The organism is Brevundimonas sp., from assembly GCF_032055285.1.
Taxonomy (GTDB): Bacteria; Pseudomonadota; Alphaproteobacteria; order Caulobacterales; family Caulobacteraceae; genus Brevundimonas.
The window spans coordinates 137,713-152,365 of sequence record NZ_DAMBRE010000005.1 but is presented as its reverse complement, the minus strand read 5'-3'; the positions used below and the strand labels follow the sequence as shown (position 1 = coordinate 152,365).

The 14,653-nt window shown below is 67.8% G+C and carries 13 protein-coding genes; 8 read left to right on the top strand and 5 right to left on the bottom strand.

Translation table 11 applies throughout. The features are described from left to right. The first annotated feature begins 22 nt into the window (after positions 1-22). The 3 genes from RTY13_RS13175 to RTY13_RS13165 all read left to right on the top strand — a co-directional run bounded on the left by RTY13_RS13175 (position 23) and on the right by RTY13_RS13165 (position 3,746). The gene (locus RTY13_RS13175; RefSeq protein ID WP_312784042.1) at positions 23-1,870 is read left to right on the top strand and encodes a PPC domain-containing protein; all 1,848 of its coding nucleotides are present in this window, start codon (positions 23-25) and stop codon (positions 1,868-1,870) included. A 19-nt stretch (positions 1,871-1,889) separates the two neighbouring features. Beyond that, positions 1,890-2,921 (top strand): type 2 isopentenyl-diphosphate Delta-isomerase, encoded by a 1,032-nt coding sequence (gene fni / locus RTY13_RS13170; RefSeq protein WP_312784040.1) that lies wholly within the window; start codon positions 1,890-1,892, stop codon positions 2,919-2,921. A gap of 63 nt (positions 2,922-2,984) precedes the next feature. After that, positions 2,985-3,746 (top strand): peptidase, encoded by a 762-nt coding sequence (locus tag RTY13_RS13165; protein WP_312784039.1) that lies wholly within the window; start codon positions 2,985-2,987, stop codon positions 3,744-3,746. A gap of 22 nt (positions 3,747-3,768) precedes the next feature. Here the strand turns inward: RTY13_RS13165 and RTY13_RS13160 are convergent, their stop codons facing one another. From RTY13_RS13160 to hutU, 3 genes are all read right to left on the bottom strand, one after another. Beyond that, positions 3,769-4,251 carry a hypothetical protein gene (locus RTY13_RS13160; RefSeq protein ID WP_312784037.1) on the bottom strand — a complete coding sequence of 161 codons (483 nt, stop codon included), beginning with the start codon at positions 4,249-4,251 and terminating at the stop codon, positions 3,769-3,771. A gap of 196 nt (positions 4,252-4,447) precedes the next feature. Then, positions 4,448-5,977 carry a histidine ammonia-lyase gene (hutH, locus tag RTY13_RS13155; protein ID WP_312784035.1) on the bottom strand — a complete coding sequence of 510 codons (1,530 nt, stop codon included), beginning with the start codon at positions 5,975-5,977 and terminating at the stop codon, positions 4,448-4,450. Positions 5,978-6,145: 168 nt separating this feature from the next. Further along, positions 6,146-7,807: a urocanate hydratase gene (gene hutU / locus RTY13_RS13150; protein WP_312784033.1), complete on the bottom strand. Its 1,662-nt coding sequence runs from the start codon at positions 7,805-7,807 to the stop codon at positions 6,146-6,148. 90 nt (positions 7,808-7,897) lie between these two features. Between hutU and RTY13_RS13145 the strand changes: the two genes are divergently transcribed. The 5 genes from RTY13_RS13145 (at position 7,898) to RTY13_RS13125 (ending at position 12,692) form a co-directional block, all read left to right on the top strand. Beyond that, the gene (locus RTY13_RS13145; protein ID WP_312784031.1) at positions 7,898-8,596 is read left to right on the top strand and encodes a UTRA domain-containing protein; all 699 of its coding nucleotides are present in this window, start codon (positions 7,898-7,900) and stop codon (positions 8,594-8,596) included. A gap of 4 nt (positions 8,597-8,600) precedes the next feature. Beyond that, positions 8,601-9,491, top strand: a complete 891-nt coding sequence (locus RTY13_RS13140; RefSeq protein ID WP_312784029.1) for an agmatinase family protein — start codon at positions 8,601-8,603, stop codon at positions 9,489-9,491. Between the two features lie 157 nt (positions 9,492-9,648). Continuing rightward, the gene (hutI, locus tag RTY13_RS13135) at positions 9,649-10,863 is read left to right on the top strand and encodes an imidazolonepropionase (protein WP_409450312.1); all 1,215 of its coding nucleotides are present in this window, start codon (positions 9,649-9,651) and stop codon (positions 10,861-10,863) included. 32 nt (positions 10,864-10,895) lie between these two features. Next, positions 10,896-11,060, top strand: coding sequence for a hypothetical protein (locus RTY13_RS13130; RefSeq protein WP_312784025.1), 165 nt, complete (start codon positions 10,896-10,898; stop codon positions 11,058-11,060). A 45-nt stretch (positions 11,061-11,105) separates the two neighbouring features. Continuing rightward, positions 11,106-12,692, top strand: a complete 1,587-nt coding sequence (locus RTY13_RS13125; RefSeq protein WP_312784023.1) for an NAD(P)/FAD-dependent oxidoreductase — start codon at positions 11,106-11,108, stop codon at positions 12,690-12,692. Here RTY13_RS13125 and RTY13_RS13120 read toward each other — a convergent pair. Both RTY13_RS13120 and RTY13_RS13115 read right to left on the bottom strand, forming a co-directional pair. Continuing rightward, on the bottom strand, positions 12,679-13,056 hold the full coding sequence (locus RTY13_RS13120) for a response regulator (RefSeq protein WP_312784021.1): 378 nt from the start codon (positions 13,054-13,056) through the stop codon (positions 12,679-12,681). The two genes, RTY13_RS13125 and RTY13_RS13120, sit on opposite strands and share 14 nt — an antisense overlap. Further along, positions 13,053-14,564, bottom strand: coding sequence for an HWE histidine kinase domain-containing protein (locus tag RTY13_RS13115; protein WP_312784019.1), 1,512 nt, complete (start codon positions 14,562-14,564; stop codon positions 13,053-13,055). The genes RTY13_RS13120 and RTY13_RS13115 overlap by 4 nt, the downstream gene beginning before the upstream one ends. Positions 14,565-14,653 lie beyond the last annotated feature (89 nt).

Here is a 14,653-nt window from a genome sequence, read left to right as displayed (position 1 = left end):
TAGCGCCAGCAAAGAGGTTTTCATGCGTCATTCTCAGTTCGCGGCTCTGTTCGGGGCGGTCAGCGCTATCGCCCTGCTGTCGTCCGGTTCGGTTTCCGCCCAATCCTCGGAATCGGCAGCGACCGACACGCACGTCGGGGCAGAGGTCCGGGGACGACTGGAGGAGGGCGACGCCCGCACGCGCGGCGGCGAGGCCTATCGCTACGATGACTATCGGGTGCAACTGCGCGCCGGACAGCGGCTGCAGGCCGAACTGCGCAGCAGCGACTTCGACGCCTTTCTGGCTATCTACGCCGAGGGGCGCACCTCGGGCGAACCCTTGGCGACCGATGACGACGGCGCAGATAGCGGCACCAACGCCCGCCTGCGCTTCACACCCGAAAGCGACGGCGTCTATATCGTCCGCGCTCGGCCCTATTCAGGGCTGGAGACCGGCGCCTACACCCTGGCGCTCAGCGAGCGGGTTGTTCCGCGGCAACCGCGTCCGGGCCGGATCACGGTTGGCGGTGACGTCTCGGGTCGCCTGACCAGCGGCGACGCCGAGGATGAGGACGGCAAGACCTTCGACGCCTACGCCTTCCGGGCTAATGCCGGGGATCGCGTCGCGGTCCTGCTGGAAGCGGACGACTTTGATCCGCTGGTGCGCATCGGCCGCATGGTCAATGGCGCCTTCGTGCAGTCGGCCGAGAACGACGACGGCGCTGGCAAAGGTCTGAACTCCTATCTGGTCTTCACTGCGCCACAGGCCGGGGAATATGTGATCCAGGCCTCGTCGGTCAGCAGCGGCGCCGAGGGCGGCTATCGCCTGTCGCTGGAACAGGGGCCGCCGGCGCCCGAGGCGCGCAGCATCGCGATCGGCGACGAGGTTGATGGTCGCCTGGACGAGGACAGCCCCCGCAGCGACGCGGGCGCCCCCGCCGACCTCTATCGCTTCACCGGCCGCGCCGGTCAGCGCGTGGCCATAAGTCTGAAGGCCGACGATTTCGACAGCTTCCTCGAACTGTTCGACGCCAACCACAACAGCCTGGCCACCGACGACGACAGCGGCGGCGAGCTGAACGCGCGTCTGACCTTCGTCCTGCCCGACGATGGGGATTACCTGATTGAGGCGCGTGGTTTCTCGGACGCCGAGGGGCGCTATGATCTGAAGGTGGAAGAGGTGGCGCCGCCGCCGCCGCCCGTCGCGCTCAGCTTCGGCCAGACGGTTCAGGGCGAGTTGAAGCAGGGGGGCGCGATGGATGACGAAGGCCGCCTCTATGACGGTTACACCTTTAGCGGGACGGAGGGGCAGCGCGTCCAGGCCATCATGCGCTCGGGCGATTTCGACGCCCTGCTGCAGGTCGGCAAGGCGGGCGACGAGTTTGAGCAACTGGCCAGCGACGACGACGGCCTGCGTCAGGGCACGGACGCGCGGTTGACCTTCACCCTGCCGGAAGACGGCGACTATGTTCTTCGCGCATCGCCCTATTCCAGCACCGGCAAGGGGCTGTATTCGTTGGAATTCACGGATCGCGGGCCTGAGCCGGGTCCGGGCAGTCTTCTGGTCGGCTCGACCGCGCGCGGCAGCCTGTCCGAAGCCGACGCCCTGACCGACGAGGGCGTCTCCTTCGACGCCTACACCTTCAAGGCCAAGGCGGACGAGAAGTTGCGCTTCACCCTGATTTCTCCGGCCTTCGACGCTGTGGTCGAGGTGGGCGAGGACAAGGACGGCGACTTCCGCAGCCTGGCCGAGGACGACGACAGTCTGTCGGACACCCACGCCCGCCTGGACTGGACCGCACCGCGCGACGGAACCTATGTCGTGAGGGCCCGCAGTTTTGCGGCCGCCTCAGCCGGCGATTACGCGCTGACGGTCGAGCGTCAGCCCTAATCGCCAAGGGGAGGGCGCGATGAGCGACGACCTGATCCTGGGCCGCAAGGATCAGCACCTCGACGTGGTGCTGTCCGGCGGCGGGCGGCACGCCCTGGCCTCGGGCTTTGATGACTGGCGCTTCGTTCATGAGGCCTTGCCGGATCTGGACCACGCCAAGATCGATCTCGGCGCCGACTTTCTGGGGCGGCGGTTGCAGGCGCCTCTGCTGATCAGCGCCATGACCGGCGGGCCGGCCCGCGCCGAGGCGATCAACGCCCGTCTGGCCGAGGCGGCTCAACACCTGGGCATCGCCCTGGCCGTGGGTTCGCAGCGCGCGGCCATCGAGGGCGGGGCGACCGGCGGGCTGGATCGCGCCCTGCGCGACCGGGCGCCCGACACGCCCATCCTGGCCAACATCGGCGCGGCCCAGCTGACGCGCGGCTTCGGCGTCGAACAGGCGAAGCGGGCGCTGGACATGATCGGGGCGGACGCCCTTGTGGTGCACCTCAACCCCCTGCAGGAGGCCTGCCAGCCCGAGGGCGACCGCGACTGGTGGGGCGTCGGCGCCGCGCTTCAGGCCCTGATCCGCGATCTGGGCGCGCCGGTCATCGTCAAGGAGACGGGGGCGGGCATTTCCGCCGTCACCGCCCAGCGTCTGATCGCCATGGGCGCGGCGGGGATCGACGTGGCCGGGGCCGGGGGCGCCAACTGGGGCCTGATCGAGGGCGAACGCGCGACCGATGCGGCGGACAAGGCCCATGCTATCGCCTTCGCCGGTTGGGGCATCCCTAGCGCCCGCGCCATCGCCGAGGCCCGCAATGCCCTTCCTGAGGCCCTGATTATCGGCTCGGGCGGGGTCCGCGATGGCGTCGATGCGGCCAAGGCCATCCGTCTGGGCGCCGACGTGGTCGGCATGGCCTCTGGCGTCATTCAGGCGGCCACGGAATCCACCGAGGCGGTGGTCGGTCACTTCCAGACCGTGATCCGGCAGCTGCGTACGGTCTGCTTCTGCACCAACGCCGCCAGCGTGGCGGCGTTGAAACGCGTTCCCTTGTTAAGTGTAAAATAAATCAACTGTTTATGCGCTCGTATTAAAGCGCTCTTTCGGAACATCCACGGAGACTCCCCCTCTATGCGCACCCTTCTGATGACGACGGTTCTTGCCTCGGCCTTGGCGTTGGCCGGCGCCGCTTCGGCCCAGAGCACAATCCGCCCCGGCCAGACGGTGCAGGGCAACTTCACCGCCAAGGACGCCCGTATGGGCGACGGTTCGCACTACCGTTGCTACGTCATCCAGACCAACCCGAACGAGGCCTATACGGTTACGCTCAGCTCGTCGGATTTCGACACCTATCTGTCGGCGGGCGCGGGGGCGGACTGCGACGACACCTCGGTCACCAATGACGACGGTCCCGACATGGGCACCAACTCGCAACTGCGCTTCGCCTCCAACGGTGGTCAGTGGATCATCAAGGCCAACACCCTGAGCGAGGGTGAGACCGGCCGCTATGAACTGCGCGTCTCGGCGGGCGAGCGCATCCGACCGACGACCCAGGTCCTGCCCATCGCGGTCGGTGAGAGCCGTTCGGGCCGCTTGGAGTTCAGTGACCGTCGCGCCGACGACGGCTCCTTCTACGATTGCTACGCCCTGACGATCGCGCGCGCGAGCCAAGTCGCCATTCGTCTCGATTCCGGCGACTTCGACGCCTACCTGGGCCTCTATGAAGGCCCGCAGTGTGATGGCGACTCCCTGGCCACCGACGACGACAGCGGCGGCGGCACCAGCGCCCAGATCGTCCAGACCTTGCGTCCTGGAACCTATTCGATCCGCGCCAACACGCTCGGCTCGTCGGAAGAGGGCGACTACACCCTCAGCGTCACCTCGCGTCGTTGATGATGCGGCGGCCTCGACGGCTCTAGTCGAGGCCGCCTTCGTCCCGGATGGCCGTATCGGCGGCCGCGATCTGGGTTGGCGAGCGATCATCCTCCGGCGTTTGAGCCGGTAGCGGCTGGTCGAAGCCGAAGCTGTAGTCGTGAGGCTCGAGTTGGGGCGGTGCGGGGCGCAAGGTCGTCCACACCAGCCCGCCTGTACGCTCGAGCGGCGGCTCCTCTACGGGAGGCGGGTCGGACCAACCCGCTTCGAGATAGGCGTATTCTGCATCGAGTACGGCGGGCGGCCGTAGCCGCTCCGGGTCATGAACATAGTCATCCCGCAGGTCGCCGACGGCCAGGGCGGTAGGGGCTGGAAGGTCCGGTTCCTGGGGCGCGACCACCTCGATATGCATGGAGGCGCCGACGACGTCGCGGTGGGCGATGGCCGTGGAGTTCCACGCCGCCCAGCCCCCGGCTCCCAGCATCATGAGGCCAAGCGCCAGTCCGCTCAGAGCGACGACCTTCATTCAGAAGCCTCCCGCAAGCGCGACCAAAACGCCGCGCACGTCCTAAACGGGTCAGAGGCGGCTGAGGTTCACGCCGGAGCTTCTGCGGCCTCGTTAGGGGGGAGGCTAAGAGGGAGCGCCCAGGCTTGGGCGCGGCTTCAAGGGGAGTGTCAGCCCCGCACACGTCTGTCGTCCATGTGCGGGGCCTGGCCGAGATTTACGCCGAGGGCAGCAGGTCGCCGGCGAAGGCGCGGTAACGTCCGGCCCGCACCCCATCCGTGGCCCGGGCGATGTCCGGCGCGAAGTATCGGTCCTGATCATAGGCCGGAGCCGCCTCGCGCACGATGGCGTAGGTCTGCTCCAGTTCCGGCGACGAGGTCAGGGGGCGACGGAATTCGATGCCTTGCGCTGCGGCTAGCAGTTCGATGCCGACCACGGTCGCCGTATTGGCGGCCATGTCCAGCAGGCGACGGGCGCCGTGGGTGGCCATGGAGACGTGGTCTTCCTGATTGGCGCTGGTCGGCACGGTGTCGATGACGCAGGGGTGGGCGACCATGCGGTTCTCGGCCACCAGAGCCGCCGCCGTCACCTGGGCGATCATGAAGCCCGAGTTCACGCCGCTGTCCTTGACCAGGAAGGCGGGCAGGTCGGTCATCTTGGGGTCGACCAGGATGGAGGTGCGGCGCTCACTGATATTGCCGATCTCGCATAGGACCATGGCGATCTGATCTGCTGCATAAGCAACAGGTTCGGCGTGGAAGTTGCCACCCGAAATCACGTCGCCGTCCTCGATGAAGACCAGCGGATTGTCGGTCACGGCGTTGGCTTCACGCTCCAGCATGGCGGCGGCGTTGCGCAGAACGTCCAGCGTCGCGCCCATGACCTGCGGCTGGCAGCGCAGCGAGTAGGGGTCCTGCACCTTGGCGCAGTCGTGGCGGTGGCTGTCGCGGATGGCGCTGCCGGTCAGCAGTTCACGCAGGCGACGGGCCACGTCGATCTGACCCGGCTGGCCGCGCAGGGCGTGGATGCGGTGGTCGAACGGCGCATCCGAACCCAGCAGAGCATCGACCGACAGGCCGCCCGCGGCGATGGCGGCGGCGAAGACGTCCTCGGCGGCGAACAGGCCGGTCAGGGCCAGGGCGGTCGAGCACTGGGTGCCGTTCAGCAGGGCCAGACCTTCCTTCGGACCCAGAACGACAGGCTTCAGCCCGGCCTTGGCCAAGGCCGTCACGGCGTCCAGCGCCTGACCCTGATAGCGGGCTTCGCCGACGCCGATCAGGACGCAGCTCATATGGGCCAGCGGAGCCAGATCGCCCGAGGCGCCGACCGAACCCTTGGACGGGATCAGCGGCAGGACGCCCGCGTTGACCATGCCGATCAGCGTCTCCAGCGTGTGGCGACGCACGCCCGAGGCGCCCTTCGACAGGCTGGCGATCTTCAGCACCATCAGCAGGCGGGTGACGTTCTCGTCCAGCGGCGCGCCGACGCCGCAGGCGTGGCTGAGCACCAGGTTCTTCTGAAGGGTTTCAAGGTCTTCCGGCGCAATGCTGGTGTTGGCCAGCAGGCCGAAGCCGGTGTTGATGCCATAGACCGTGCGGCCTTCGGCCAGGATGGCGGCGACGACCGCCGCGCCCTTTTCGACATTGGCCCAGGCGGCGTCGGTCAGGCTGACGGCCACGGGGCCGGCCAGCACCGTGCGAAGCTGGGCGAGGGTGAGCGGGTCTTGGCCAATGATGATCTGGGTCATTCGTCTTCTTCTCCTCCCTTCCCCTCGAGGGGGAAGGGCCGGGGATGGGGTGTAGGCAGTTCGCCTGAAGTTCAAGCGCGGGAGGCGGCGCCTCCAGAGCCATTCAAGGAAAGGGCGGAGGATTCACCCCCACCCAACCCTCCCCCCTCGAGGGGGAGGGCTTCAGGTTCAGGTCAAACTCGGCAGGTTCAGGCCGTGTTCGCGCGCGGCGTCCTTGGCGATTTCGTATCCGGCGTCGGCGTGGCGCATGACGCCGGTGGCCGGGTCGTTCCACAGGACGCGCTCCAGCCGCTTGGCGGCTTCTTCCGTGCCGTCGGCGACAATGACGACGCCCGAGTGCTGGCTATAGCCCATGCCGACCCCGCCGCCGTGGTGCAGAGACACCCAGCTGGCGCCCGAGGCGGTGTTCAGAAGGGCGTTCAGCAGCGGCCAGTCGGACACGGCGTCCGAGCCGTCCATCATGGCCTCGGTTTCGCGGTTCGGGCTGGCGACGGAGCCGCTGTCCAGATGGTCGCGGCCGATGACGATGGGGGCGCTCAGCTCGCCCGAGGCCACCATCTCGTTGAACATCAGGCCCGCGCGGTGACGGTCGCCCAGACCGATCCAGCAGATGCGCGCCGGCAGGCCCTGGAAGGCGATGCGCTCGCCGGCCATGTCCAGCCAGCGGTGCAGGCCGGCGTTGTCCGGGAACAGCTTCTTCATCGCCTCATCCGTCTTGCGGATGTCCTCGGGATCGCCCGACAGGGCGGCCCAGCGGAACGGACCAATGCCGCGGCAGAACAGCGGGCGGATATAGGCGGGCACGAAGCCGGGGAAGTCGAAGGCGTTCTTCACGCCCTCGTCGAAGGCGACCTGACGGATGTTGTTGCCATAGTCGGTGGTGGGGATGCCCATGGCGTGGAAGTCGAGCATGGCCTGAACGTGGACGGCCATGGATTTGCGCGCGGCGGCCTCGACGGCGGGGGGGGCGCTGACGCGCTTTTCTTCCCACTCGGCGACGGTCCACCCCGAGGGCAGGTAGCCGTTGACGGGGTCGTGGGCGCTGGTCTGGTCCGTCACCAGATCGGGGCGGACGCCGCGCTTGACCATTTCAGGCAGAAGGTCAGCCGCATTGCCCAACAGGCCGATCGACAGGGGCTTCTTGTCCTTGAACGACTGCTCCAGAAGCGCCAGGGCCTCGTCCAGGGTTTCGGCCAGGACGTCGACGTAGCGGGTGCGCAGGCGGAACTCGATGCGGCTGCGCTGGCACTCGATGGTGATGCACGAGGCGCCGGCCATGGTCGCGGCCAGAGGCTGGGCGCCGCCCATGCCGCCGAGGCCCGCCGTCAGGATCCACTTGCCCGACCAGTCGCCGCCGTAGTGCTGGCGACCCGCCTCCATGAAGGTCTCATAGGTGCCCTGAACGATGCCCTGGGTGCCGATGTAGATCCACGAGCCGGCGGTCATCTGGCCGTACATGGCCAGGCCCTTCTTATCGAGCTCGTTGAAGTGGTCCCAGGTCGCCCACTTGGGCACCAGGTTGGAGTTGGCGATCAGCACGCGCGGGGCGTCTTCGTGGGTGCGGAAGACGCCGACCGGCTTGCCCGACTGGACCAGCAGGGTCTCGTCTGCTTCCAGTTTCTGGAGTTGATCGACGATGGTGTCGAAGGCCTGCCAGTTGCGGGCCGCTTTGCCGATCCCGCCATAGACGACCAGGTCTTCGGGGCGCTCGGCCACGTCGGGGTCGAGGTTGTTCATCAGCATTCGCATGGCGGCCTCGGCGGCCCAGGTCTTGGCGGTCTTTTCAGACCCGTGCGGGCTGCGGATGATGCGGGTGTTGGGGGTGGCCATCGAATCCTCCATGCGGCGTCGGTCGCCGTCGTGTCTTGGGCTCAAGTGTTATGTCTAGACATTATCGCGTGCAAGAGGCAGTTTCGATTCATGGATCATGAGCCGCTTCATCGACGGATCGCCGGCGACATCGAGCGCCGCATCGCCTCGGGCGAATGGCGGCCGGGCTTCCGCATCCCGACCGAGGCCGAGTTGATGGCCGAATACGGCTGCGCCCGCATGACCGTGTCGCGCGCCATGACGGACCTGTCCTCGCGGGCCTTGGTGGTGCGTCGCAGACGGGCGGGGACCGTGGTGGCCCATCCGCCGGTGCATTCGTCAGCGCTGGTCGCCATCCCCGACATCCAGTCCGAGGTTGAGGGCAGGGGGCTGGCCTATTCCCACCGTCTGCTGGGCCGGATCGTCCGCCCGGCGCGCCCCGACGAGGGGCTGAGCGAGCGGGTGATCGAGCTGGAGACCCTGCATCTGGCCGACGATCTTCCCTTTGTCTTCGAGCGCCGCCTGATCTCACTGAGCGCCGCGCCCGACGCCGAGGCCGCGGACTTCACCGCCCAGCCGCCGGGCGGCTGGCTGCTGGCCCATATGCCCTGGACCGAGGCCGAGCATCGCATCTCGGCGGTCGGCGCCGATCGCGAGGCGGCGGCGGGGCTGGGTCTGGCCGACGGCGCGCCCTGCCTGAGGCTGGAGCGCCGCACCTGGCGCGACGGTCAGGGCGTGACCTGGGCCTCACAGATTTTCCCCGGCGCGGCCTATGATCTGGTCGCCCGTTTCTCTCCGACCAAAGGATGACCCGATGAGCCAACCGTCTGAAGCCCTCGGCTGGCGCTCTGTCGGCGATCTGGTGGGGAACCATCCCGACGCCCCCGTCGCCCTGATCGGCGCGCCGCTGAACGAGCGGTCGCTGACGCCGGGCCGCTGTGACTTGGGTCCCAAGGCCCTGCGCGCCGTCCTGCCGCGCCTGTCCACCTATGACGTCGAGACCGGGCTGGAGCTGGAGATCAAGGTCCATGACGCGGGCGACGTGGCGCTGAAGGCCGTTTCGCCGTTCGACGCCTTCGAGCCGGTGCGCGACGCGGTGGCGGCTCAGGCCCATCGCGCCCTGACCATCCTTGTCGGCGGCAACAACGCCATCACCCGGCCTGGCGTCCACGCCCTGGGTCTGGACCGCGTCGGCGTGCTGACGCTGGACGCCCATTTCGACCTGCGCGACACGGATCAGGGCCTGACCAACGGTAATCCGATCCAGGCCCTGCTGGACGACGGCATGGACGGCCGTCGGATCAGTCAGGTCGGCCTCGCCCCCTTCGCCAACACCCGCCGCGCCCATGAAAAGGCAGAAGCCGCCGGCATCAACGTCCGCACCGCCCGCGAGTGCCGCCAGCGTGGTCTGGCCGCCGTGGTGATCGAGGAACTGGAGCGCCTGTCGTCGCTGTGCGAGGTCATCTACGTCGACTTCGACATCGACGTGATCGACCGCAGCCAGTGGCCCGCCAGCCCCGGCGCGCGCCCCGGCGGGGTCTCGGTCCACGACTTCTTCGACGCCGCCCGCGCCATCGGCGCCTGTCCCAAGGTCCGCGCCGTCGACCTGACCGAATACGACCCCTCGCTGGAAGTCGGCGACCTCGGCTCCCTGACCGCTGGCCGCTGGTTCTGCGAAATCCTGGCGGGGGTGGCCACGCGATGACCTTCACTTCCGCTCATCCCCGCGGAGGCGGGGACCCAGTGCTTTGGCTAGCAGGCGCAGCCATTGAGAATGTGCGTTCGACTACCCTGAAACCTCGGCGTCTCGCTGGACAGAACTGGGTCCCCGCCTCCGCGGGGATGAGCGGAGAAAGCCGATGATCCTCGCTGACCGCCTCATTACCGACTGCCACGCCGCCGCCATGACCGAGGGCGGCCAGCCCTATGGCGCGATCGAGGACGCCGCCATTCTGATCCAGGACGGGCGCATCGTCTGGGTCGGGCCACGCGCGGATCTGCCTGTGCACAAGGCTGTGGAAACCGACCATCTGGGCGGCCGCTGGGTCACCCCGGGCCTGATCGACTGCCACACCCATCTGGTCTTCGGCGGCGACCGCTCGGGCGAGTTCGAGCGGCGGCTGGAGGGCGCGACCTATGAAGAGATCGCCCGCGCCGGGGGCGGCATCGTCTCCTCGGTCAAGGCGACCCGCGAGGCCAGCGAGGACGAGCTCTACGCCTCGGCCTGCAAGCGTCTGGAGGGGCTGAAGGCCACCGGCGTGACCACGCTTGAGATCAAGTCCGGCTATGGCCTGGACCACGACAGTGAACTGAAGATGCTGCGCGTCGCCCGTCGCATCGGGCGCGAGGCCGGGGTGCGGGTCCGCACCTCCTATCTGGGCCTGCACGCGGTGCCGCCGGAACACAAATCCGACCGCGCGGCCTATGTGGACAAGGCTGTGGATGAAATCCTGCCCGCCGCCCATGCCGAGGGTCTGGTCGACGCCGTGGACGCCTATTGCGAGCCCATCGCCTTCACCACGGACGAGGTGGCGCGCCTGTTCGACAAGGCCGAGGCTCTGGGACTGCCGGTCAAGCTGCACGCCGACCAGTTGTCGGACGGCGGCGGCGCGGCGCTGGCCGCCCGTTACCACGCCCTGTCCGCCGACCACATCGAGCACACGACCGAGCCGGGCGTGCAGGCCATGGCCGAGGCGGGCGTGGTGGCGGTCCTGCTGCCCGGCGCCTTCCTGATGCTGCGCGAGACGAAGCTTCCGCCCGTCGCCCTGCTGCGTCAGCACGGCGTCCGCATGGCGGTGGCGAGCGACTGCAACCCCGGCACCTCGCCGGTCGCCTCGATGACGGCGGCGCTGAACCTGGCCTGCGTCCAGTTCCGCCTGACGCCTGAGGAAGCCATCGCCGGCGCCACCCGCCACGCCGCCCGCGCCCTGGGGCTGCAGGACGAGGTCGGGACTATCGAAGCGGGCAAGGCCGCCGACCTGGCCGTCTGGGACATCAGCCGCCCGGCCGAGCTCTGCTACTGGCTGGGCGCGCCCCTGCTGCACCGGCGCTATCTGGCAGGGCGGCCAGTTTCATAACTTAAGGTTGTGTTAAGGGTTGGGGAAGTTGTATGATGGGGTTATCCACGGCGGAGACCCTGGTCATGCTGCGCAGCCCCGAACTGTCCACGCCACGGTCCATGATCGTCGCCCTGACCGTGCTGAGCGCCGCCGCCATGGCTGGGCAGATCTATCTGATCGCCAAGGGCGTCATGGGGCTGGTCTCGGCGTCCTGACGGCGCGGTTCTCAGATGCTAGCCTTCTCCGAGCGGAGGGGCGGCATGGCGCAATCGACTACGGACATCGTTATCCTGGGCGGCGGGCATAACGGGCTGGTCTGCGCCTTCTATCTGGCGCGGTCCGGGCTGAAGGTGACGGTGCTGGAACGGCGCGGCGTCGTCGGCGGCACGGCGGTGACGGAGGCGTTTCATCCTGGCTTCCGCAATTCGACCGCCAGCTACACCGTCAGCCTGCTGAACCCGCGTGTCATCGCTGACATGGAGCTGGCTCGCCACGGCTTGCGCGTGGTCGAGCGGCGGGCGGCCAACTTCCTGCCCTTCGACGACGGGCGCTACCTGCTGACCGGGGAGGGGAGGACCCAGGCCGAGGTGGCCAAGTTCTCGACCCGAGACGCTGAACGTCTGCCCGAGTACGAGACGCGGCTGGAGACGGTCGCCGCCATCCTGCGCGATCTGATCCTGACCACCCCGCCCAATGTGGTTGAAGGCGGCTGGCTGGCGGCCTTGCCGGAAATGCTGAAGGCGGCCTCGCTGGGGCGGCGGGTTTCGGGCCTGGACATGACGGCGCGGCGCGATCTGCTGGACCTGTTCGCCAAGTCGGCGGGCGACTGGCTGGACGGCTGGTTTGGGAGCGATCCGATCAAGGCCCTGTTCGGCTTCGACAGCGTGGTCGGCAACTACGCCAGCCCCTATACGCCCGGCTCGGCCTATGTCCTGCTGCACCATGTCTTTGGCGAGGTGAACGGCAAGAAGGGGGCGTGGGGCCACGCCATCGGCGGCATGGGGGCCATCACCCAGGCCATGGCCGCCGCCTGCGCCGAGCAGGGCGTCGACATTCGCCTGGATACGCCGGTCGCCGAGGTGCTGACGGAGAAGGGCAGAGCGGTAGGGGCCGTGACCGAGGCGGGGGATGTGATCCGCGCCCGCGCCGTGGTCTCCAACCTTCATCCGCGTCTGCTGTTCGACCGGCTGGTCGATCCGGCGGTGGTCCCGGCGGATTTCACCGAGCGGATGAGCCGCTACGCCTCGGGTTCGGGCACCTTCCGCATGAATGTCGCCCTGTCCGAGTTGCCGCAGTTCACCGCCTTGCCGGAGACGGGCGATCATCTGACAGCGGGCATCATCATCGCGCCGTCGCTGGCCTATATGGACCGCGCCCATGCCGAGGCGCGGCTGAACGGCTGGTCGTCGAAGCCCATCGTCGAGATGCTGATCCCCTCGACCCTGGACGACAGCCTGGCGCCGCCCGGCCAGCACGTCGCCAGCCTGTTCTGCCAGCACGTCTCGCCCGATCTGGCGGACAAGCATCGCGACACGGTGGCCGACCTGATGACCGAGACGGTCGAGGCTCATGCGCCGGGGTTCAAGGCCTCGGTGGTCGGGCGGTTGGCGCTGGGCCCGCGCGATCTGGAACGGCGTTTCGGCCTGATCGGCGGCGACATCTTCCACGGGCGGCTGACGCTGGATCAGCTGTTCAGCGCCCGGCCGGTTCTGGGTCATGCCGACCATCGGATGCCGGTTCCGGGGCTTTATCTGTGTGGTTCAGGGAGCCATCCCGGCGGCGGCGTCACGGGCGCGCCCGGCCACAACGCCGCCCGCGCCGTGCTGAAGGACATCAAGCCAGGCTGATGTTCAGCGCCTTCATCAGGGCGTCGCGGATGGCGCGGTCAGTAAAAGGTTTCTGGATCGTGGGGTTGCCGCGCCAGTGCTCGGGCAGACCGGCCTCGCCATAGCCCGTGGAGAATACGAAGGGCACGCCGCGCGCCTTCAAGGCCTCGGCGACTGGAAAGACCTCGCGGCCGGCGACATTGACATCCAGCAGGGCGGCATCCAGCGACGCCTCCGTCGTGGCGGCGATCAAGCCGTCGTCGATGTTGGATTCCGGCCCGACCACGGCGCAGCCCATGTCGTCCAGGATCGTCTCGAGCAGCATGGCCACCAGGGACTCGTCTTCGATCACCAGAATGCGACGGCCCTGCAAAGCGTTGGTCATGCGGCTTCCTTGGTCAGTGGAATGGTGATCTCGGCGGTGAAGCCATCATCGCGGTAGTGCATCTGGACTGTGCCCGCCAGATCGTGTCGCACATTCCGTTCGATCAAACGGCTGCCGAAGCCCCGGCGTTCCGGCTGCGCTACGGATGGGCCTCCGGTCTCGCGCCAGACGATGCCGAGATGCGGGTTGGTCTGGTCCGCCACCGACCAGTCGACAAGGACCCGACCCTCTCCGGGGGACAGGGCGCCGTACTTTGCGGCGTTGGTCGCCAGTTCGTGGAAGATCATGCCCAGAGACACGGCCATGGCCGGGTCCAGCGCCACGTTGGGGCCGTTCAGCGTCAGCCGATGCAGGCCGTAAGCGGTCGTCTCATGCTCCAGCACCTCGCGCAGGTCCGCGCCCTCCCAATGGCTGCGGGTCAGCAGGTCGTGGGTGTGCGACAGCGACAGGATGCGTGACTGGAAGGTCTCGGCGAAGGATCGAGGGTCCTCATGCGAGCGCGCCGTCTGCATGGCGATGGACTGGACCGTGGCCAGGGTGTTCTTCACCCGGTGGTTCAGTTCGTCGATCATCAGCTTCTGACGCTCGGCGGCCAGGACGGTGTCGGTGACGTCATGCCCCTGGATGAAGACGCCGACGATCTCGCCGCCATCGTTGCGGATCGGCTGATAGATGAAGTTGAGGTAGCGGGTCGCCAGCAGGCCGTTGGGCGTCTGTTGAAGTTGCACCGGGCTTTGGCGGCCTTGGAGCGGCTCGCCGGTCGCCAGAACCTCGTCGAGAAAGTCGTAGTAGCCCTGACCCGCCAGTTCGGGCAGGGCTTCGCGGATGGGCTTTCCGACCACGTCGCGATGGCCGATCAACTGGCCATAGGCGCCGTTGTGCAGCTGGATGACATGTTCCGGGCCGTTCAGCACCGCCACGAAGCCCGGCGTCTGCATGAACATGTCGAGCAGTTGGCGCCGCTCGGTCTCCAGCCGGCGATTGTCCGCCTGCACGCTCATGGCGCGACGGAACATGCCTCCGCCGATCAGGCTGTCTAGAGCAGAGGTCGTTTCTTCGGGCCTCAGTCGTCCGACCTGCCGGCGCAGCCGCTCCAGTTCGGTGATGTCGCTGGTGTGCTGCAGGATGTGGGTGACGCGGCCCTCGGCGTCCTTGATCGGGGTGTGGGTGCAACTCCAGTACCGATCGTCATAGATTGTCGTCCCGTCGGCCTGGGGCACCGGGATGGGATAGTGAAGCACGGCCAGATGATCGGGCTGACCCGAGGTCATCACCTTCTCGAAGGACGCCAGAAGCTGGCGGGCGTTTTCAGGGGCTTCCTTGCCCGGCCCGGCGTCGAATTCCTGCATCACCGGCTGACCCAGCAGGTCCTCGCGGCGACGGTGGGTCACGTCCAGATAGGCCTGGTTCATTCCTGCATAGCGAAGCTGGGCGTCCAGCAGCATGTAGGGATTGGGCGATGCGTCGAACGCGGCGACCAGATCGATTGTTTTGGCGAGTGTACGCAACCTGGCCCCCGGCTTCGCTTCCCTAACGCCAGCCAGACAGAAAGGGTGCGTGTTCCTGCCGCAAAAACTCCGGTCTTGTCCAGCGGTGG

Coding starts and splice junctions, on each gene's coding strand:
- RTY13_RS13145 (WP_312784031.1), top strand. CDS start 7,898: ATGGATCATGAGCCGCTTCATCGACGGATCGCCGGCGACATCGAGCGC.
- RTY13_RS13175 (WP_312784042.1), top strand. CDS start 23: ATGCGTCATTCTCAGTTCGCGGCTCTGTTCGGGGCGGTCAGCGCTATC.
- RTY13_RS13120 (WP_312784021.1), bottom strand. CDS start 13,056: ATGACCAACGCTTTGCAGGGCCGTCGCATTCTGGTGATCGAAGACGAG.
- RTY13_RS13125 (WP_312784023.1), top strand. CDS start 11,106: ATGGCGCAATCGACTACGGACATCGTTATCCTGGGCGGCGGGCATAAC.
- RTY13_RS13165 (WP_312784039.1), top strand. CDS start 2,985: ATGCGCACCCTTCTGATGACGACGGTTCTTGCCTCGGCCTTGGCGTTG.
- hutU (WP_312784033.1), bottom strand. CDS start 7,807: ATGGCCACCCCCAACACCCGCATCATCCGCAGCCCGCACGGGTCTGAA.
- RTY13_RS13140 (WP_312784029.1), top strand. CDS start 8,601: ATGAGCCAACCGTCTGAAGCCCTCGGCTGGCGCTCTGTCGGCGATCTG.
- RTY13_RS13160 (WP_312784037.1), bottom strand. CDS start 4,251: ATGAAGGTCGTCGCTCTGAGCGGACTGGCGCTTGGCCTCATGATGCTG.
- RTY13_RS13130 (WP_312784025.1), top strand. CDS start 10,896: ATGATGGGGTTATCCACGGCGGAGACCCTGGTCATGCTGCGCAGCCCC.
- hutH (WP_312784035.1), bottom strand. CDS start 5,977: ATGACCCAGATCATCATTGGCCAAGACCCGCTCACCCTCGCCCAGCTT.
- fni (WP_312784040.1), top strand. CDS start 1,890: ATGAGCGACGACCTGATCCTGGGCCGCAAGGATCAGCACCTCGACGTG.